Annotated in this window: 12 protein-coding genes and 1 pseudogene; 4 read left to right on the plus strand and 9 right to left on the minus strand. The window is 67.0% G+C overall.

Going from position 1 to position 20,077, the window contains the following annotated elements; genetic code table 11:
- The 3 genes and pseudogenes from AB7O82_RS22580 to AB7O82_RS22590 all read left to right on the plus strand — a co-directional run.
- A pseudogene (locus AB7O82_RS22580) lies at positions 1-257 on the plus strand (hypothetical protein); the annotation flags it as partial.
- Positions 258-270: 13 nt separating this feature from the next.
- Complete coding sequence (locus tag AB7O82_RS22585; RefSeq protein ID WP_428620216.1) at positions 271-468, plus strand: hypothetical protein; 198 nt, start codon at positions 271-273, stop codon at positions 466-468.
- Between the two features lie 389 nt (positions 469-857).
- Positions 858-1,613: a BON domain-containing protein gene (locus AB7O82_RS22590; protein ID WP_428620217.1), complete on the plus strand. Its 756-nt coding sequence runs from the start codon at positions 858-860 to the stop codon at positions 1,611-1,613.
- Positions 1,614-1,698: 85 nt separating this feature from the next.
- On the opposite strand, the gene AB7O82_RS22595 is transcribed toward AB7O82_RS22590, so the two are convergent.
- Positions 1,699-2,184 carry a hypothetical protein gene (locus AB7O82_RS22595; protein WP_428620219.1) on the minus strand — a complete coding sequence of 162 codons (486 nt, stop codon included), beginning with the start codon at positions 2,182-2,184 and terminating at the stop codon, positions 1,699-1,701.
- A gap of 247 nt (positions 2,185-2,431) precedes the next feature.
- Positions 2,432-2,704 carry a hypothetical protein gene (locus tag AB7O82_RS22600; RefSeq protein ID WP_428550801.1) on the minus strand — a complete coding sequence of 91 codons (273 nt, stop codon included), beginning with the start codon at positions 2,702-2,704 and terminating at the stop codon, positions 2,432-2,434.
- Positions 2,705-3,080: 376 nt separating this feature from the next.
- Between AB7O82_RS22600 and AB7O82_RS22605 the strand changes: the two genes are divergently transcribed.
- Complete coding sequence (locus AB7O82_RS22605; protein WP_428620220.1) at positions 3,081-3,233, plus strand: hypothetical protein; 153 nt, start codon at positions 3,081-3,083, stop codon at positions 3,231-3,233.
- 174 nt (positions 3,234-3,407) lie between these two features.
- Here AB7O82_RS22605 and treY read toward each other — a convergent pair whose 3' ends face one another.
- The 7 genes from treY to AB7O82_RS22640 are packed head-to-tail and all read right to left on the minus strand — an operon-like array spanning position 3,408 to position 19,993.
- A complete protein-coding gene (gene treY, locus AB7O82_RS22610; RefSeq protein ID WP_428620221.1) occupies positions 3,408-5,867 on the minus strand; it encodes a malto-oligosyltrehalose synthase in 2,460 nt (819 codons plus the stop codon).
- Positions 5,864-7,792, minus strand: coding sequence for a 4-alpha-glucanotransferase (gene malQ, locus AB7O82_RS22615; RefSeq protein WP_428550794.1), 1,929 nt, complete (start codon positions 7,790-7,792; stop codon positions 5,864-5,866). Before malQ ends, treY begins: the two co-directional genes overlap by 4 nt.
- The gene (treZ, locus tag AB7O82_RS22620; protein WP_428620223.1) at positions 7,789-9,504 is read right to left on the minus strand and encodes a malto-oligosyltrehalose trehalohydrolase; all 1,716 of its coding nucleotides are present in this window, start codon (positions 9,502-9,504) and stop codon (positions 7,789-7,791) included. The genes malQ and treZ overlap by 4 nt, the downstream gene beginning before the upstream one ends.
- Positions 9,501-11,606, minus strand: coding sequence for a glycogen debranching protein GlgX (gene glgX / locus AB7O82_RS22625; protein WP_428620224.1), 2,106 nt, complete (start codon positions 11,604-11,606; stop codon positions 9,501-9,503). Before glgX ends, treZ begins: the two co-directional genes overlap by 4 nt.
- 4 nt (positions 11,607-11,610) lie before the next feature.
- Entirely contained in the window at positions 11,611-13,788 is a 2,178-nt protein-coding gene (gene glgB / locus AB7O82_RS22630; protein ID WP_428620225.1) for a 1,4-alpha-glucan branching protein GlgB, read from the minus strand.
- Positions 13,785-17,084 carry a maltose alpha-D-glucosyltransferase gene (treS, locus tag AB7O82_RS22635; protein ID WP_428620226.1) on the minus strand — a complete coding sequence of 1,100 codons (3,300 nt, stop codon included), beginning with the start codon at positions 17,082-17,084 and terminating at the stop codon, positions 13,785-13,787. The genes glgB and treS overlap by 4 nt, the downstream gene beginning before the upstream one ends.
- Positions 17,081-19,993, minus strand: a complete 2,913-nt coding sequence (locus AB7O82_RS22640; protein ID WP_428620227.1) for an alpha-1,4-glucan--maltose-1-phosphate maltosyltransferase — start codon at positions 19,991-19,993, stop codon at positions 17,081-17,083. Before AB7O82_RS22640 ends, treS begins: the two co-directional genes overlap by 4 nt.
- Between the last annotated feature and the right edge of the window lie 84 nt (positions 19,994-20,077).

Consider the following 20,077-nt stretch of genomic DNA (forward strand, 5'->3'; position numbering starts at 1 on the left):
CCATGTGGGTGACGGGCGCCAATGCCTATGATCCCAACGTCAATGCCCTGCTTGGCTTCGAGGCGCCGTCGCGGCTGGTCGGCTTCCTGACAGTCGGGACGCCCGCCCGGGCGCGACGCCGACCTTCCCGCGGCCGCAACTCGCCGCTCATGCCGTCGATCGGCAACCGCCGGCGGTCTAGCCAGCGGAGAATGCGAAGATCGCTGCAACTGGCTTCGGTCCGATATCGTTCTATCGGGCATGCACACGAAGCCTGATCTGGAAGCGGTGATGAGCTGTCTTGCCAAGCTCGAAACTCAGATCGGAGAGCAGAGGCTGCTGGTCGATGTTTTGCGTGAGCTGGGCGACGCCGCGGAAGCCGAGAAGGCCGAGTCTCAGCTCGCCCACCTCGAAGAATCGTATGGTGCAGTAGTGCTTTACCGTGAGCTGCTCGAGGAAGAGCTGAACAAGAATCGGTGCGTGCACTGATTGGCCGCGGTGCCATTGTCAGCAGCCGATGCCCGGTTCGCACGCGGTTCCGCGGGTGATGGAAAACGGGTTGTCCGACGACATCAGCAGGCGCGCTCGCGCTGCGTCGCCCGTGCGCTGGGCAATCGCCGTGACAATGGCGACCGCCGCAACGACGGCCAGAACGGGCACGTACCAGCGGCCGTACCACCTGCCTGTTTCTCGAGGAGCGGCCATGCGTCGATAGCAACGAAACGAAGGAAGGAACGTTCCTCAATTTCGCCACTTTTCATCCGACACGACCGCGTGCCAATACGGACGATGTTTCGAGTTGCCGACATCACAATCGAACGGCAACCCGGCTTTTCCCGTATCGTTTAGCCTTCCCATGCCCGCTGAGGAGGTGCACCGTGGCCTACCGGCGCAACGACGACCGTCGGCGTGATCTCGACGCGCATCCGCGCGATCGCTTTCCAAGACGCGACTTCGATCCTGCGATGGGCGCGTCGCTTCGTGACGTCCGTGATGTCGAGGGCGACCAGCGTCGGGCACGCTGGCGCCGCCTGCAAGCGAAGGACAATCCTGCGCCGCAATGGGATCGAACCGGACAACGAAAAGATCCCGACGAATCTGCGGGCGAACCGCGTTTCGCGGCCAATTCCCGCCGCGGTCGCCATGGCGGTGGCGAGCGCGGGCGATCCGGCGATGACGACTATTGGCGCCGGATCAGGCGCCGTAGCGCGCGCTACGAAGGCGTCGACATGGATGACCCGGATCAATCGGCCATGGTCGGCAGCGACCTGCATGAAACCTATCAGGGTCGGTATGGCGGCGTGGCGCCCTACTCGAAGCACGCCAACGAGCGCAACTATTGGGCTGGTTATGACGAGGATCGTGGCCCGCACCGTGGCAAAGGTCCGAAGGGCTACACGCGATCAGACGAGCGGATCGAGGAACACGTTTGCGATGTTCTTTTGGAAGACTCGCACGTCGACGCTTGCGAGATCGAGGTGCAGGTGAACAACGGCGAGGTCACCTTGAGCGGCAGAATCGACAATCGCTCTGCCCGGCAGCGCGCGGAAGACCTGGTGGAAGAGGTCAGCGGCGTAAAGGCCGTGCGGAACAATCTGCGCCTCAAGAATCGGGCGTCGCGCTGGTCCGCGTGATAGAGCGTTTCCGCGATCCCTCGAGATCGGGAACCCGCGGCCGAAAGTCTGCTCGTGGAGGGAAGAAGAGACTCCTCGTACCTCGCTAGTTCACCACGCGCGGCAAATCGGAGAAGGCAACTTCACCGGCCTCGAGCCAGGCGCGGCGCTGCAGCGGTGCATCCGTCTGCGCCGGCAGGGGCGGGCCGAGATGGAAGCCCATCCTGCTCAACACTTCTATTGCGTCGGTACTGTCGGCGGGAACGATGTTCTCGAGTTCACCGAACTCCGTCAGCATCTCGTCAACGACGAGACGCGAGGAGTCCGCCAGGTCCTGTCGATCCTGTTCATCGGATTCGACCAGCATCATCCACAGACGCCCGGTCTGCGGCTGGTCCGGAGCAGGGACGACGCCCCACAAGGCAGCGGGCGTTCCCTCCAGATCCCGCGCCGCCCACAGCTGGCGGCTGAAGGCGCAACTACGCAACAGATGGTTGACGGCAGCAGACGAGGACGGGCCGCCGTTCTCCGACATCTTGTTTGCGATATGAGCGACGTCGGCTGCCGTCGCCGCTTGCACCGTGTAGCGCATCGTTCGCTCTCTTTCTCCTTTGCAGCTGTTGATGTTAATGGAGGAGAGGCTTTGGGGTTGCGGCGTGGACGCTGCGGCTTGTCATCGAGAACTTTCGACGATCATGCACGTTTTGATCGTACTACCTCGGACAGATGGGTCACGCCTCGTTTCAGAGTCGCGCTGCCTTGATGGGCGAGCGTTGAGCACATGGGTGACCACATTGTAACGGGCGGCGTCGAGAGAGGATCGTCATCGTCAACATCTTCTACAGTGAGCTCGAGGCATCCGATGGAAGGGACGGAGCACGACAAGCATCAAGCATGATGCCGGCGGTGAAGTGACTGAGAGTGCCTTGCAAGGCGAGACCGACGGCGAGGCCGATCACGCCGAAGGCGGCAATGAAGCTCGCGGCGACGCCGAACGTCGTCAGCACTGCCACGATGGCGAAGGCTAGCATGGCATAGCGCGCCGCATTGGCGAGAAACAGAACCAGGGTGTGGTCCATATTGCGGACCGTTCCGCACAGCCGCTCGACCAAGTGGTAAGCATCCGCGATACCGCGATCAGAACCGCGATCGCGCCAACGACCCTGAGCCCATAGGTCGTTCCCAGTGTCAGCAGGGTATTGACGACATGGTCTGTTTGGAGATTCATAGGCTCGACCACCGAAGCGGCGTCGACGTTGGCGATCGCTAACGTCGGTGATTCTGGCCGTTCCATGTCAATGGCTGGATGAAACCGTTAAAGGTCCTGGGGCGAAGAGGCTTTGCGCAACACGCATTCCGTGGGATGGTTGCCGATAAGGTTCCAAAGTCACTGGGATGTTGCAACCAAGTCACACCTTGCGGCGTTAGCAAGGCATGAAAATCCCCGGACCCCGCGTCGTGCAGACCAGGCAGAGGATCACGTCGGAATTGGCCTCCCTCAAGGAACTCGCCCTCAGCCGGCGCGCCGCCTCCCTGAAGCAGCAAATGCTCAAGCTTTCGCAGCTGCGCGAAATCGAGGGCGAGATCAGTGGTTTGCGCCGGCGGCAGGCGAAAGGGAGCGTTGCCCAACTGGCGGATTGAGATGTCCTCGCGGGCCGGGCGCAACACCGGCTGGCCATGGTTCGCTACCTACGCACCGTGAGGTCATGGCCGCTAGCTGACGGATTTCCGCTCTAAGGGACCAGCCCCTGCCCCGGCTCCCGTGCGTGAGCTGCGTGTCTGCGTTCCACACCGCCGCGAGATCTTCAAATTACACTAAGAATGTGGGCTGTTGCGTGTGGAAAACAGGGCCAAAGGACGGCGCCCGCAAAGTTCTTTCAGCGTCGTTCCGGAATGTGGCTCGAATGGCTGATAGTCCTGCAGGACATCGAAGAAAATCCGGGACGATGGCGGGTCGAGCCGCAAATTCGGCCAAGTGATTTCCAGTCGGGAGCTTGCTCCGTCGATATGCAGCCGGCCCGGTAGGCGCGGAACCACTGCCATGATCAGGTCTCGCCCTTGTCGCCGACAGAAGGCGAGGGCGGTTTCCGGCCCGTCACCGTCGAGACGCACCGGCTCGTAAGTTCCATGAACGAACGGATCGGGCCACGCGGCGCGCAAAGATAGTGTGCGGACGATCAGGTTTTGTTTGAGGGCGCCGCTGCGCCACGGCGAGGTCGGACCTTCCTCGATCGATCGAATTCGGACTGCATAGTCGACGGGCCGACGGTTGTCTGGATCGACCAGGCTGAAATCCCAGTGCTCGGTGCCCTGGTAGAAGTCCGGAACACCCGGCGCGGTGAGCTTGATGAGAACCTGGGCCAGGCTGTTGACCGCGCCGGCCGGAGCGATCGACTGCACGAAAGCAAAGATCTCCTCGAGCAGGGGGCTCGGATGAGCATCGCCCACCAGGTGCAGAACCAAGCTCCGTGCCGCCGCCTCGTAGGGTTCGTTTGGCGCGCTCCAGTCGCTGGCGAGCTTGGCCTCGCGCAACGCCTTCTCCTGCCACGCGGCAAGGCGGCGCGCGAAGGCGATGCGTCCCGCGGCATCGTCGAGCGCCAGGTCGAGGGGCCACGCACCCACCACCATCTGCAACAGCATTGCGACATCGCCAGCGCTCGGAATGCCATTGTGCCGTAGCGGCTCGAGTGCCGCGATCCAGCGCGCCAGCAAGCGCGTCCATTCTGTGGCGCGCTCGCTCAGCACGGCGAGGCGCGCACGGACATCCTCGCCACGCTTGTGGTCATGTGTCGCCGTTGCCAGGAGGCTCGTCGGTTGGCACTGCATCATGTGGCGATGGAAGTCGTCCGGCGACAGGCTGAACTGGCGGACGTCGAAGCCGACATCGTTGCGCGAGAGCAGTGGGCCGTAGCGATAGAAGGCCGTATCCTCTACTGCCTTGGCGGCGATCGGTGCGCTCAGCTGCTGAAAGCGGCGCAGCGGTGCGATCTCCGGCCCGGGCTCGCGGAACCATCGTTCGAGGATCGCGAGGGTGATCGCATCGTTCGGCAGGACAGACCGCCGCGCACCGGCAAACGCCGCGTCGAGCGCAGGGCCATCCTCCGGCGTCCCGTAGCTGCGATAGACCGGGAAGTTGATCAGCAGCAGCTCGAGCACCCGGCGCAGCGATGGTCGAGTGAGGTCGGTCATCCCGGCGGCGGCGCGCTCGAACGCGGCGACGCAGGCCTCGAGCGGCGCGGCGAAACTGCGCGCGATGGTTTCGCGCCGCGCGATCTCTTCCTCGGCATCGAAATCACGTGGCCGATGGCTGAGCGCGGCCCAGGCATCCTTGAGGATGGCCTCGCCGGCGGCATCGTGCTGCAGCGCACTTACCTGGTCCATGAAGTCGTAGCCGGTCGTGCCGTCGCAGCGCCACGAGCCCGGCAGGAGCTCGCCTCGCATCAGGATCTTCTCGACCACGATGTAGGGGCGTGATGGATCGCCGGCATCGAGTCGCTGGCGCAAGCGGCAGCAATAGTCGGCGGGGTCGGCGAGGCCGTCGACGTGGTCGACCCTGACGCCGTCGATCATGCCCTGGGCATAGAGCAGCGCGGGCAGGGCATGCACGCGCTCGAAGGTTTCGGAATCCTCCATGCGCAGGCAGACCAGCTCGTTGATGTCGAAGAAGCGCCGCCAGTTGATGCGATCGCCGGCGGTTCGCCACCAGGCGAGCCGATACGGCTGGCGCTCGAGCAGCGCCATCGACAGTGCTCCATCGCCTTGCAGGGGCAGGATTGTGGTGCCGTAGCGCAGGCCGCGGCTTCCATCCGGGTGCGTGACGATTTCCATCGCGGCCGACGACAACGCGTCCGACAGCGGTTGCGTCAACAGAGGGAGCAGCACCTTGCCGCGCAGCAACGGGTCATCACTCTCCCAGTCGATGTCGAAGGCGTTGGCGTAACGGCTGTTGCGGCCATGGGTCAGGACATCGAGCCACCAAGGATTGTCGAGACTGGCGGCCATGTGGTTGGGCACGATGTCGATGATGATGCCAAGGCCTTGTCGCTGCGCCGTGCCGGCCAGGCGCTCGAAGCCCGCCTCGCCTCCCAGCTCCGGATTGATCCGCGACGGATCGATGCCGTCGTAGCCGTGCGTCGAGCCCGGCCGCGCCATGGCGATCGGCGAGGTATAGAGGTGACTGATGCCGAGCCGGGCGAGGTAGGGGACGATGTTCTCGGCGTCGGCGAAGGTGAATCCCTTGTGCAGCTGAAGCCGCAGGGTCGACCGCGGTGTCACGCGCGATGTTCCGCCATCAGGGCGAGACGGCGCCGGGCCGCCGGGGCGGCCAGGAGATCCGCGGCCGGCGTCGCATAGCGCCGTCGCCAGTTTGGGTGCTCGTCGATCGTGCCGGGCAGATTGGGTTGGTCGGCCCATCCCAGCACGTCCTCCAACGGCACCAGAGCCAGCGTGTCGACTGTCTCGGCGATGAACCCGACGGCGGCGTCGACGACCGGCTCTGCCTCCAGCGGAGGCTGCGGCGACGCGGCGACACCCGCCTCCTCGAAGGCCTGCCACAGGCTGTCGCGGTCCGCATCGCGCCGACTCGCCTCGTCCTCGCCGTGCGTTCCCAGCCCGCGCCGCAGCTCGAGATCGGCGCCGCGCCACCATCCGGCGACGGTCGGCAGGTCGTGGGTCGTCGTCAGCGCGACCGCTTCAGGACGCCATTCGCGCGGCGCCAGGAAGCGCTGGCCATCGCGCTGGAACCACAGGACGTCCATTCCCGCGATACCGGCGATGCGGCAGCGGCGGCGAAACGCAGGCGGCACGGTGCCGAGGTCCTCGCCGATGACGATGGCGCCATGGCGGTGCGATTCGAGTGCCACGAGGCGCAACAGATCGTCGAGCGGATAGGCGAGGTAGGCGCCCTCGGTCGGGGGAGCGCCGTCGGGCACCAGCCACAGTCGCATCAATCCCATGGCGTGATCGATGCGCACGCCGCCCGCGTGTCGCAGTGCGGCGCGCAGGGTGGCAAGGAAGGGGGCGAAGCCTTCCGCGCGCAGCGCCCCGGGCGAGAAGGTCGTCAGGCCCCAGTCCTGGCCGCGCTGGTTGAACTGGTCGGGCGGCGCGCCTATCCGGAGGCCCGCGAGGTAGTCCTGTGGTCGCGCTGCGACCTCGCTGCCGGCTGGATCGAGGCCGACCGCAAGGTCGCTGATCAGGCCGATCCGCATGCCGGCGTCGCGACACCCCCGCTGTGCGGCGGCGAAGGCGCCTGCGGCGAGCCATTGCAGGAACAGGGGAAATTGCGGCGGCGTGGGCTGATGGGCGCGCGCCGCTTCGAGCTCGCCATGCCGGCGCAGAGAGACTCCGCCGTCCTGCACGAAACCGCGAAAGTCGCGGGCAAGGGATGACTCCTGGGCGAGGTCGTTCTGCGCAAAGTCCTCGAACAGGCGACGCAGCAGGCGATACTTGGCGTTGCTCGCCCTCGGCCAATCGATCAAGCCGTCGACCGGTTCGACCGGCATCCCGGCGGCGGCATCGAGCACGCGCGCACGGCCCAGCACCGTTGCCGGGTCGGCAAGCAGTGGATTGAGGAACAGCCGCGACGACGGCGAGTAGGGACCGAAGCGCGCCGGATCCTCGGGGAAGAGACTGTGAGTCGGGCTCAGCGCCACGGCATCGGCGCCCTGGCGTGCGGCGGATGTCGCCAGATCGGCAAGCGCGGTCGTATCGCCGATGCCGCCATCTCCGTCGCGCTTCAGGCTGTAGAGCTGGACCGCCACGCCCCAAGGCCGGCGATCGCGCACGAGATCGCCGACGGTCAGGCAGCGCCGGGGGGCGACGGCGATCGGTTGCTCGCGATCACCGAGCAGCAGGCGATGATAGCCGGGCTTGTCGAGCGCCGGCAGGCGGCCGGCTTCGATTCGCAGGCTCGCGCGCGAGCCGTCCTCGTAGACCAGCTCGGCGGCGCCTTCCTGGTAAACGTGCGGCAAGGCGGGTCGCATGCCGGCGGTGGTCGTCAGCAGGCGCGGAGCGACGCGTTGTTGGTTCAGCCGCTCGAAACTTTCGCGAAGCTGGCCCGCCGAGGCGCACGGCAGGCCGAGCGCCGCCAGGATGTGCCTCAGCGTCGCCACGCCGACATGCCGGCGGCGCGACCCGGAGTCGGTCCAGGAGACCGCCAGGCCCGCGCGACGGGCCAGGTCGCGGACCGTGGCATCGCTCATGATGGTGAGGCCAGAAAGGCCACGGTGCTGCGGTCTCGCAGTTGGCTGTTGCGCACGGCGTCAGGCCGGGATTCGTAAAGCTGCGATGCACCGGGGCCGATGAACGGGCAGGCCTCCGTCGAGAGATTGGCGGCGATCGTGAGCAGCGAACCGTCGCCCAGTCGCCAGCGGCCTTCGACGGCACCGGGGCCGATGACCTGGGCGTCGATGGCACGCGCACCTTCCAGCCGTGGCACGATGGCGCTCTGACGCAACGCCAGCAGCGTGCGGTAGAAGCCGCTATCGCCCGTGGCGGTCACGCGGCAGCACTCGAAGCTTTCGCGCGCGTTGGGGTCGCTGATCTTCTCGCTCGCGAAGCCGGCGAAGTGGCGGAACTCGCGGCGCCTGCCCTCGCGCACGGCGGTCGCCAGCTCGCCGTGAAAGTCGGTGAAGAACAGGAAGGGCCGCTCGTCGAACGTTTCCTCGCCCATGAAGATCAGCGGGATGCAGGGGGCCAGCAATTGCAAAGCGACCGCGGCCTTCAGGGCGTCGCGATCGGCCAGGCGCGCGAGGCGATCGCCAAGCGGACGATTGCCGATCTGATCGTGGTTCTGCAGGAACACGATGAACTTGGTCGGGGCCAGGTCGGCGCTCGGCGTGCCGCGCGGCCGACCGTCGCGATGGATCGACGGATCGCCCTGATAGGCAAAACCTTCCTTGAGGCAACGTGCGAGGTGGCGCGTGGCGTCGACGTAGTCCCGGTAGTAGCCGTCGCGCTCCCCGGTCAGCAGGACGTGCAGCGCATGGTGGGCGTCGTCGTTCCATTGCGCCGTGAAGTCGCGGCGCAGATGGCCCGCCTCGTTGCCGTCGTGCTCCAGCACCAGGTGCACATGGCGCCCGGGCTCGATGGCCGACCGCACCTCGGCAGCCATCTCGTCCAGCCAGGCGGGATCGCCGATGGCGTGAACGGCGTCCAACCGCAGGCCGTCGAAGCGGTACTCGTGCAGCCAGTAGAGAGCGTTCTCGGTGAAGAAGCGACGGACCTGCGGTCGGCGGAAATCGATCGCCACGCCCCACGGCGTGTGCAGATCGTCGCGGAAGAACTGCGGCGCGTAGCTCGCGAGGTAGTTCCCGTCCGGCCCGAAGTGGTTGTAGACGACGTCGAGGAACATCATCAGCTGCAAGTCGTGGGCCGAATCGACGAGCGCCTTGAGCTGTTCCGGCGATCCGTAGGCACGATCGGGCGCGAAGGGCAGGACGCCGTCGTAGCCCCAGTTGCGCGTGCCGGAGAAATCGCTGACCGGCATCAGCTCGACGGCGGTGATGCCGAGCTCGGCCAGTCGCGGCAGCGCCGCCCTCACGCCGTCAAAGCCGCCGAACAGCCCGGTGTGCAGTTCGTAGAGCACGCTGTCCCGCCACGGCCGGCCGCGCCAATCGGCGTTGCGCCAGGGATATCGATCCGGGTCGACGACGACGCTCGGACCATGGACGTCGTCGGCTTGGGCGCGCGAGGCCGGATCGGGCACGGCAAGGCCATTCGGAAGGCGATAGCGATAGCGTGCGCCCGGCCCGCAGGAGACCTCGGTCTCGAACCAGCCGTCGCCCAGCGCCGTCATGGCAACCGCCGGCAGGCGGTCGATCTCGAGGCCGACCTCGGCGAGCGCCGGCGCCCACAGCCTGAAGCGGGTGCGGCCGGCGTCGAGGACGGTCGCTCCGAACGACAGGGCCGTCATCCACCCTCCGCGGCGACGACGCTGCGCACCAGAAGGACGCTGCGCGCCCTCACGCTCACCTTGTCGTCGGTGAGATCGCGCTCCGGATCATGAGGAGCCGCGCTGTCGATCAGCAGGCGCGCCGGCAGCGGACCCGGGATCCGGAAGTCGTGATCCTCCGAATCGGCGTTGAAGAAGCAGGTCAGGATGGCGGCACTGCCGTCGCTCTCGCGGCCCGCCCGCCGCACCGTCAGCAGATGGGCAAGCGGATTTTTCCAGGCTTCCGGTGTCAACGGATCGCCCATCTCGTCGAACCAATCGATATCACGGATGCCGGGCACGATCTCCTCCCTGCCATGCAGATAGTGACTGCAGCGCAGCACCGAATGGCGGCGTCGCAAGGCGATCAAGCGGGCCGTGAACGCGGAGAGCGTCCGCCCGTCCGGCGACGCGGCCGAGCTCCAGTCGATCCACGACGTCTCGTCGTCCTGGCAGTAGGCGTTGTTGTTGCCGTTCTGGGTACGTCCAAGCTCGTCTCCGGCCAGGACCATCGGCGTGCCCTGCGAGAGGAGCACGGTGGCCAGCATCGCCCGTTGCAGGCGGCCGCGCAGCTCGAGCACCCACGGGTCCTCGGTCGGCCCCTCGACTCCCCAGTTGGCCGAGAAGTTCTCGCTGTGGCCGTCCTTGTTGTCCTCGCCGTTGGCTTCGTTGTGGCGCTCGGCGTAGCTCACCGTATCGAGCAGGGTGAAGCCGTCGTGCGAGGCGACATAGTTGATTGAGGCGTAGGGACGCCGGCCGCGGCGCTCGAAGATCGGGCTCGATCCGGCGACACAGTCCGCCAGGATGGCACGATGGCCTTCGTCGCCACGCCAGAATCGGCGCACGCCGTCGCGAAACTTGTCGTTCCACTCGGAAAACCCGGGCGGGAGCTGGCCGAGCTGATAGCCGCCCGGCCCGAGATCCCACGGCTCGGCGATCAGTTTTACGCGCGACAGGACCGGGTCTTGCCGCACGGCGTCGAGAAAGCCCGCACCCGGATCGAAGCCGTTGCTTTCGCGGCCCAGCGTCACGCCGAGATCGAAGCGGAATCCGTCGACGTGGTAGGAGGTCACCCAGTAGCGCAGGGAATCCATGACCATCTGCAACACGCGCGGATGCGAAAGGTTCAACGTGTTGCCGGTGCCGGTGTCGTTGATGCAATGGCGCGGATTGTCGGGCAGCAGCCGGTAGTAGCTGGCGTTGTCGAGGCCGCGGAACGCCAGGGTCGGCCCGAGCTCGCTGCCCTCGGCGGTGTGATTGTAGACGACGTCGAGGATCACCTCGATGCCGGCGGCATGGAGGCGGCGCACCGCCACGCGCATCTCGTCGGTCGATCCGTTCGACAGGTAACGCGGCTCGACGGCGAAGAAGCCCAGCGTGTTGTAGCCCCAGTAGTTGCGCAGGCCCTTCTGCAGCAGGTGGTCGTCCTGCACGAAGGCTTGCACCGGCATCAGCTCGACCGCCGTGATGCCGAGACGTCGCAGATGGTCGATGACGGCAGGCTCGCCGAGTGCGGCGAAGGTGCCGCGCTCGCGCGGCCGCAGGCCGGGAAAGAGCATGCTGAGACCGCGGACGTGGGCTTCGTAGATGACGGTGTCGGCGAGCGGGATGTTGGGCGGGCGATCGTCCGCCCAGTCGAACAGCTCGGAGGTGACGACACCTCTCAGCATGGCGGGGGCGCTGTCGCGCCGATCGAACGACAGGTCGCCGCGGGCGGAGTTGACCCGGTAACCGTAGAGCGCTTCGACCGTCTTGAGGGAGCCCGCCAGCCGCCGGGCGTAGGGATCGAGCAGGAGCTTGTGCGGGTTGAAGCGATGACCCCGCTGCGGGTCGTACGGTCCGCGGGCGCGGTAGCCGTAGACCAGCCCGGCAGGACTGTCCGGCAGATAGCCGTGCCACACCTCGTCGGTATGCTCCGGCATCGGCAGGCGGGCGATCTCGCGCCGGCCCTGCTGGTCGAACAGGCACAGATCGACGCCGCTGGCGTTGGCCGAGAACACGGCAAAGTTGGTGCCGAGACCATCGTAAGTCGCGCCCAGCGGGTAGGGCGAGCCCGCGAGCAGCCGATCGGGTCGTGCCGCCATCCGGTCAGCTCATGGCGCGCAGCACGATCGTCGACAGGGGCGGCAGGACCAGCTCCAGCGACTGGCTTTCGCCGTGCGCCGCGATCGGGGCGGTGCCGACGCCGCCGCCGTTGCCCATGTCGCTGCCGCCGTAGAAGCGCGAGTCGGTGTTGGCGATCTCCTGCCAGCCGCCGGCCCGCGGCACGCCGATGCGATAGCCATGCCGCGGCGCCGGAGTCATGTTGCACACCACCAGTACCGGCTGGGCGTGATCCGTCCCCTGACGCAGAAAGGCGAAAACCGAGTTGGCGCGGTCGTCGCCGATCAGCCAGCGGAAGCCCTCCGCATCGCAGTCGCGCTGGTGAAGCGCAGGCTCTCGCCGGTAGAGGTGGTTGAGATCGCGCACCAGGCGCTGGATGCCGGCATGGGCCGGGTCGGCCAGCAGAAACCAGTCGATTTCCCGATCGTGGTTCCATTCCCGCTCCTGGGCGATCTCGCCGCCCATGAACAGGAGCTTCTTGCCGGGATGCGTCCACATGAAGCCGAGATAGGCGCGCAGATTGGCGAATCTCTGCCAGCGATCGCCCGGCATCTTGCCGATCAGCGAGCCTTTGCCGTGCACCACCTCGTCGTGCGACAGCGGGAGCACGAAGCGCTCGGAGAAGGCGTAGAGCAGACCGAACGTGATGTCGTCGTGATGGTAGGCGCGATGGATCGGATCGCGCGCCATGTAGCGCAGCGTGTCGTGCATCCAGCCCATGTTCCACTTGTAGCCGAAGCCCAGGCCGGCGTCGCCCACAGGGCTGGTCACGCCGGGCCATGCCGTCGACTCCTCGGCGATCACCACGGCGCCGGCGCAGCGCTCGGCGACGACGCTGTTCAGGTGACGCAGGAAGTCGACCGCCTCGAGATGCTCGCGTCCGCCGAACACGTTGGGCACCCATTCGCCGGGATTGCGGCTGTAGTCGCGATAGAGCATGGAGGCGACGGCGTCGACGCGCAGCGCATCGACATGGAAGCGCTCGAGCCAGTGCAGCGCGCTCGCGATCAGGAAGCCCTGCACCTCGCGGCGGCCGAAATTGTAGATGTAGGTGTTCCAGTCGCGATGGAATCCCTCGCGCGGATCGAGATGCTCGTAGAGCGCCGTGCCGTCGAAACGCGCCAGGCCGTGCGGATCGGTCGGGAAGTGGGCCGGCACCCAGTCGAGAATCAGGCCGATGCCGGCGCGGTGCAGCCGATCCACGAAAGCGGCGAACTCGAGAGGCGGACCGAAGCGGCCACTCGGCGAGAACAGGCCGAGCGGCTGATAGCCCCACGAGCCGCCGAACGGGTGCTCGGTGATGGGCAGAAGCTCGAGATGGGTGAAGCCCATGTCGTGGACGTATGGGATCAGCCGCTCCGCCGCGGCATTCCATCCCGGCAACCCTTCGGCGTGCATCCAGGACGGCAGGTGGACTTCGTAGATCGCGATCGGCTGGTCGGCCGCCTGGCGTCGGCCGCGCTCGGCCATCCAGTCGCCATCCTGCCAAGCCCAATCCCTGGGCGCGCGGACGATCGAGGCGGTGCGCGGTGGCGCCTCGCTCTGCTGGGCCACCGGGTCGGCCTTGTGCGGCAGCGGAATGCCGCCGGCGCCGATGATGTCGAATTTGTAGGGCGTGCCGGGCGAAACCCGCGGCACGAACAGCTCCCAGACGCCGGCCGGATAGCGCAGCCGCATCGGATGGCGACGCGAGTCCCAGCTGTTGAAATCGCCGATCACGGCAACCCGTCGCGCGTTGGGCGCCCAGACCGCGAAGCCGACGCCGGTCACGCCTTCGAGTGTTACGGCATTCGCGCCGAAGGCGTCGGCCAGACGAAAATGCCGTCCTTCGTTGAACAGGTGCAGGTCGATCTCGCCCAGCAGCGGTCCGAACGAGTAGGGGTCCTCGGTCTCCTGCACGGCCTCGGGCCAGCTGATGCGCAGCAGATAGGGGGTGCGATCGCTCACGCCTCCCTCGAACAAGCCCTGCCCCGTCACCTGCTCGAGTCGTCCAAGCATCGCCCCGTCGGCACGGCGTACCACGTCGACAGCGCGCGCGCCGGGCAGGAAGGCGCGCACGATCCGGCCGCCGGCCGCATCGTGTGGGCCCAGGACCTTGAACGGATCGCCATGGCGGGCCTCCGCTATGGCCTGGACTTCCGCCAGGGCGAGCTCGGCCTTCATCGCTTCTTCCCGGCGGCAAGGAGCCCCGTTGCCAGCCGGCTCAAGCCCTGCAGCGGGATCGACAGCCAGGTCGGCCGGTTGGCGGCCTCGTAGACGATCTCGTAGGCGGCCTTGGTGATCATGAAGCAGGTCAGCAGATCGCGGTTGGCAAGCCCCAGCCCGTCCTTGAGCCCGGCGTAGTAGGCATCGAGGAAGGCCTTCTCGGCGCCGTCGCGCAGGTGCGACACGAAGCGCGCGCGCTCGGCCTCGGGCAGGGGTGCCGAGGCGAGCTTCTTGGGATCGAGCGTGGTTGCGACGGCATAGTCGAGCGAGCGCAGGAAGCCCGCCACGTCGAGAAGCGGGCTCATCTTGGCGCGCCGTTCCGCCAGGGGCCGGCCCGGCTCGCCTTCGAAATCGATGAAGTAGGCATCGCCAGTGGCGACCAGGATCTGGCCGAGATGGAAATCGCCATGGATGCGGCAGACGACGCTGCCCTCGCCGCTCTTCAAGCGCTCGGCAAGGGTCTTGCGGAGCGCCTTGCGCGAGCCGGCGAGCTCTTCCGCGGCTTTGTCGTCTTCCGGACTCTCGCCGCTCTTGCGATGGGCGATCACCTCGAAGGCGGCATCGAGACGCTCCTCGGCCTGGGCGAGCCAGCCCGCCACGTCCCTGGCCGTCGCTTTGGCCGGCATGAAGGCTTCGTCTTCCGTCGGTTGCGCAAGCAGGGCATGCATCTGGGCGAGCCTCATGCCGACCATGCCGGCGAAGGCCAGGTAGTCCTCGATGTCGTCGTGACGCGCTTGCGGCGCCTCGCCATGGGTGGCGAAATCGACCAGCGCTCGCTTGAACTGGTCGAGCGTCCACGACCAGCCGTCGCCCTGGTTGCGCACGAAGCTCTGCGCGACGGCGAGCGACCGGCTGTCGCCCTCCTTGTCGATGCGTCGCACCTCGCCCAGCATCAGCGGCGAGTTGGTGAATCCGCGGGCCGTGAGGTAGCGCCCCATCTCAGCCTCGGGATGGGCGCCCGGCGCGACGCGCCGGAAAATCTTGAGCATCACCGCGTCGTCGACGATCAGCGAGCTGTTGGACTGCTCGGCGGAGAGCCACAGGACGGCCGCGTCGGCCTTGCACCGCAGCGCGTCGGTGGTAGCCGCCATCGGCTCGAAGACGATCCGGCCTTCCGGTGTTTCGATCGACTGTCCGTCGGCCAGCGCGCACAGCGTCTGCTGGCCGAACTCCGGCAGGGTGAAGGCATCGGTCAGCAGGCCGATGCGCCGGCCACGCCGTACGCGCGAGAGGGCAAGCTGCCCGGGCAGGGCGGCCTGTTGCTCCTCTTCCCAGGTGATCGACATCGGCAGCTGCCATCGGTTGGTCGTTCCGTCGGTGACGGTCTCGATCTCGGCGAGCACGATCTCGCGGCCATCTCCCGGCAAGCGCGTGGTGTAGGCGATCCGTATCGAGGACAGCGACTGCCCCTTGGCCGAGAACCATCGCCGCTTGGCCAGATAGGGGGGCAGCGATTCGCGTTCCAGCAGCTGCGCGGCGACCGGCTGGTTGATCGTCTCGAGCAGGCGATCGCGCATCACGATGGTGACATAGTCGGGCAGCGGCTCGGGCGCCGGCGTATGCCAATGCGGCTCCTCGCTCGCCTCCGCCAGGATGAACCAGTAGAAGCCGTAGGGCGGCAGGGTCAGCAGGTAGGTGAGCTGCCCGATCGGCGGGAACAGCGCACCGCCGTTGAGCTCGATCGGCACGCGGCCGCTGTACGCAGACAGGTCGAGCTCGACTGCCTGAGGCGTGCTCGAGACATTGGCGACGCAGAGGATCTTCTCGTTGTCGAGCTCGCGCAGATAGGCGAGCACCTTGCGGTTCTTCGGATAGAGGAAGTGCAGGCCGCCGCGCCCGAAGGCGCTGTGCGAGCGGCGCACCGCGAGCATGCGCCGCATCCAGTGCAGCAGAGAATGGCGGTCGCGCAGCTGCGCCTCTACGTTGACGGCCTCGTAGCCGTAGAGCGTGTCCATGATGGTCGGCAGGGCGAGCGTCGCCGGCTCGGCATGCGAGAAGCCGCCGTTACGGTCGGGCGACCATTGCATGGGCGTGCGCACGCCGTCGCGGTCGCCCAGCCTGATGTTGTCGCCCATGCCGATCTCGTCGCCGTAGTAGATCACCGGCGTCCCGGGCATCGAGATCAGCAGGCAGTTCATCAGCTCGATGCGGCGGCGGTCGCGTTCCAGCAGCGGCGCCAGCCGCCGGCGAATGCCGAGGTTGATGCGGGCGCGCCGGTCGGTGGCGTAGGTCTGCCACAGGTAGTCGCGTTCCGAATCGGTCACCATCTCGAGCGTCAGCTCGTCGTGATTGCGCAGGAAGATCGCCCATTGGCAGTTGTCGGGAATCTGCGGCGTCTGGCGCATGATGTCGGTGATGGGGAAGCGATCCTCGCGCGCCAGCGCCATGTACATGCGCGGCATCAGCGGGAAGTGAAATGCCATGTGGCATTCGTCGCCGGCGCCGAAATAGTCCTTGGTGTCCTCCGGCCACTGGTTGGCCTCGGCGAGCAGCATGCGGTCGGGATAGGCCTTGTCCATCTCCGCCCGGAGGCGCTTCAGGACAGCGTGCGTCTCCGGCAGGTTCTCGTTGATGGTGCCCTCGCGCTCGACGAGATACGGCACCGCGTCGAGCCTGAGGCCGTCGACGCCCATGTCGAGCCAGAACCGCATGACGCGAAGCACCGCCTCGATGACGCGTTCATTGTCGAAGTTGAGGTCGGGTTGGTGCGCGTAGAAGCGATGCCAGTAGAAGGCGTTGGCAACCGGATCCCAGGTCCAGTTCGAGCGCTCGCTGTCGACGAAGATGACGCGCGTGCCCTGGTAGCCCTGGTCGTTGTCCGCCCAGACGTAGAAGTTGCGCGTCGACGAGCCGGGCTTGGCGCGCCGCGCACGTTGGAACCAGGGGTGCTGGTCCGACGTGTGGTTGATGACCAGCTCGGTGACGATGCGCAGGCCGCGCCGATGGGCCTCTGATACGAACTTGCGGAAGTCGGCCATCTTGCCGTACTCGGGATGGATCGCACGGTAGTCGGCGATGTCGTAGCCGTCGTCACGCCGCGGCGACGGATAGAACGGCAGCAGCCACAGCGTGTTGACGCCGAGATCGGCGATGTAGTCGAGCTTGGAGATCAACCCGGGAAAGTCGCCGACGCCGTCGTTGTTCGAATCGAAATACGACTTGACGTGCAGTTGGTAGATGACCGCGTCCTTGTACCAGAGCGGATCCGCTGCCTGCTGCAGCGCGCGGGCGAACTCGGGCGTGGGCGCGTTCATTGCGGCCAGATCCGCCACAGGGCGAAGGGCAGCGCCGACGGGTCGAGCCGCAGGTGCTGGTGCTTGCCGGTGAGGGTGAAGCGCCGGCCGGTCATGAGGTCCTCCGCCTCGAGCGCGCCATTGTCGGGCAGGCGCCATTCCCACAGCGGGATTTCAAAGCCGACCTCCTGCGCATTATGAGGATCGAGGCTGACGACGGCGAAGATCATGTCTTCGTGCGAGGGCAGGGCCTTGCCGTAGACGAGCACCTGCCCGTTGTCGGCGTTGTAGAAAGCGAGACCGAGATGGCTGTGCAACGCGGGGTGGGCGCGCCGGATGCGGTTGAGGCGGGTGATCTCGGACACGATGTTGCCGGGCGCGTCGAAGTCGCGCACGCGGATCTCATACTTCTCCGAATCGAGATACTCCTCGCGACCCGGTAGCGGTGCCGCCTCGCAGATCTCGAACCCGGAGTACATGCCCCACAGGCCGGACAGGGTGGTGGCGAGGACGGCGCGGATCAGGAAGCCGGCGCGGCCGGAGGTTTGCAGGTAGACCGGGTTGATGTCGGGTGTGTTGACGAAGAAGTGGGGGCGGAAATAGTCGACGACGTCGGTCGTCGTCAGCTCCGTCATGTACTCGGTGAGCTCGTGCCTGCTGTTGCGCCACGTGAAGTAGGTATAGGACTGCGAGAAGCCGATCTTGGCCAGCCGGTACATCATCTTGGGCCGGGTAAAGGCTTCCGACAGGAACACCACGTCGGGATGTCGGCCGCGCACCTCGGCGATCATCCATTGCCAGAACGCCAGGGGCTTGGTGTGCGGGTTGTCGACGCGGAACAGCCGGACGCCTTCGTCGATCCAGAACAGCACGACGTCGCGCAGCGCCCGCCACAGCGCCGTGGCGCCCTTGCCGTGGAAATCGACGTTGACGATGTCCTCGTACTTCTTGGGCGGGTTTTCGGCGTACTTGATCGTGCCGTCCGGACGGCGTCGGAACCAGTTGGGATGCTGGCTGAGCCAGGGATGGTCGGGCGAGCATTGAATGGCGAAATCGAGAGCGATCTCGAGCCCGTGCGCACGCGCCGCGGCGACGAGCTTGCGGAAGTCTTCGAACGTTCCCAGGCCCGGATGCAAGGCGTCGTGACCGCCTTCCGGACTGCCGATCGCATAGGGGCTGCCAACGTCGTCCGGCGCGGCGGTCAGACTGTTGTTGCGGCCCTTGCGATGGCTGGTGCCGATCGGATGGATCGGCGGGAAGTAGAGCACATCGAAGCCCATGTCGCGGATCCGCGGCAGCTCGCCGATCACGTCGACGAGGGTGCCGGGGCGTCGCGCGTCGCGGGTCGCCGAGCGGGGAAACATCTCGTACCAGCTGGCGAATGCCGCCTGCGCCCGCTCGATGTCGATCGGCAGGACGGCCGAGCGGCTGGCGAACGTGCGCCGGGCGGTCGTGGCGAGGAGCGCTGCTTCCTCGGCCTCTTCGACCGTGGTGTCGACGCCCGCCGCGCGCTTGAGCGTCAGGGCATGGCGTACGGTGGCCAGCTCGTCGAGCCAGGCCTCGATGGCGAACTCCCAGCGGCCGATTCGGTCGGGCGTGAACCCTGCGCGCCAGCGGTCGTTGCCCAGAGGGCTCATCGGCGCGGTCTGCCACTCCGCCTGATCGGCTGCGCGCCATTGCAGCTCGGCGGCCAGCACGTCGTGGCCGTCCATGAAGATGTCGGCCTCGACGGCGATCGGTTGATCGAGGAGGCGGCGGGGGACGAACTGCCCCCTGTCGATTTGCGGGCTGATCTTGTCGATGACGATGCGCCCCGACGTGACCGCGGCGCGAAGCGCCGGAGCGAAAGACCCGACGATCAGCGACTGCGGCGGCTCGCTGACCACGCGGACCTCGGCCGGCGCCAAGACCTGATCGCGATAGGCATGGTCGCGGCCGTGATCCGGGTTGATCAGCACCAGGTGACGACCGCGACGCAAGGCCGTGACCGGCTCGCCGGGCCCGGTCAGGCTGCGCAGACCCTGCTCGGGTTCGTCCCGGCGCAGGCGATTGAACAGATCGAGCGCAGCCGAGATGTCGCTGTCCGCGTCAGTCGCCGCGGAGACGAGCAGTCCCGCGCTGGTCGCGGCGGCGACCTCGAGCTTGTGCCGGGACTGGCCCGGCGCGCCGTCCTCCGACGGCGCCGCCGCCATGCCGATCACCGGCGCGATGCGGCGCAGGATCTCGTGCTCCGCGACGAACCAGCTCGCGCGTCCGTCCCACCAGGGGACCGAGGCGAACACGCCGTCCAGACCGATGCCGGCGAGGCCCGACAGCGCCGGCCACGGCAGGCCGGGCGTCCAGCCGAGGAAGCGGCAGGGGGCGCCCGCGCGCACGCCGGCAATGATCGTCGCCACGGTGGCCTGCGGTACGTTCTGCAGCCCGATCAGGCGAAAGACAGCGAGCCCGTTCCGCCCCAGGCGAGACAGCCTGTCTATCCACAAGTGCTCGAAGGCCTCCCGTCCTTCGGGGTCACCGAGATTGGCGAACAGGCTGCGGCGGATCGCGGGCTCGACCCGCGGATCGACCGTCGCAGCGGACGGAAGCGGCGCGAAGGCCGGCGTCGCGGCGCTGGCCGGCCCCTGGTTCGCGATTCTGTCGAGGACGATATCGACGGCGACCTTGCAATCGTGGCGCCGGCACAGCTCGGCAATGCGCGCGGCGGCGACATCGACGCTGTCGCCCGCGGCGAGGGCCGGATTTGCCGATTCGAAGTCAGTCGTCAGGCCGCAATCGGCCGCAAAGAGGGGAGGAAGGCCGAGATGATCGAAGCCGAGCTGACGCGCGCGCTCCAGGTAGGGCGCCCAGTCGCCGACGGGGCCCGCAAGCGCGGTCGGCAGATAAAAAATGGTCGGCGCGAAGCCAAGTTTCGGTACCTCGCACGCCCCCATGACAGGCGCGTCCGTTGCCACCCCTCGCGAACTCATGCGAGATAAAAGCTTCGGCGCTCAGATGGTTCCCTGCGCACCTCAGCT

This window comes from Reyranella sp. (genome assembly GCF_050185545.1).
GTDB lineage: Bacteria > Pseudomonadota > Alphaproteobacteria > Reyranellales > Reyranellaceae > Reyranella.

Coding starts and splice junctions, on each gene's coding strand:
- AB7O82_RS22585 (WP_428620216.1), top strand. CDS start 271: ATGAGCTGTCTTGCCAAGCTCGAAACTCAGATCGGAGAGCAGAGGCTG.
- AB7O82_RS22595 (WP_428620219.1), bottom strand. CDS start 2,184: ATGCGCTACACGGTGCAAGCGGCGACGGCAGCCGACGTCGCTCATATC.
- malQ (WP_428550794.1), bottom strand. CDS start 7,792: ATGAGCGATGCCACGGTCCGCGACCTGGCCCGTCGCGCGGGCCTGGCG.
- treZ (WP_428620223.1), bottom strand. CDS start 9,504: ATGACGGCCCTGTCGTTCGGAGCGACCGTCCTCGACGCCGGCCGCACC.
- glgX (WP_428620224.1), bottom strand. CDS start 11,606: ATGGCGGCACGACCCGATCGGCTGCTCGCGGGCTCGCCCTACCCGCTG.
- glgB (WP_428620225.1), bottom strand. CDS start 13,788: ATGAAGGCCGAGCTCGCCCTGGCGGAAGTCCAGGCCATAGCGGAGGCC.
- treS (WP_428620226.1), bottom strand. CDS start 17,084: ATGAACGCGCCCACGCCCGAGTTCGCCCGCGCGCTGCAGCAGGCAGCG.
- AB7O82_RS22640 (WP_428620227.1), bottom strand. CDS start 19,993: ATGGGGGCGTGCGAGGTACCGAAACTTGGCTTCGCGCCGACCATTTTT.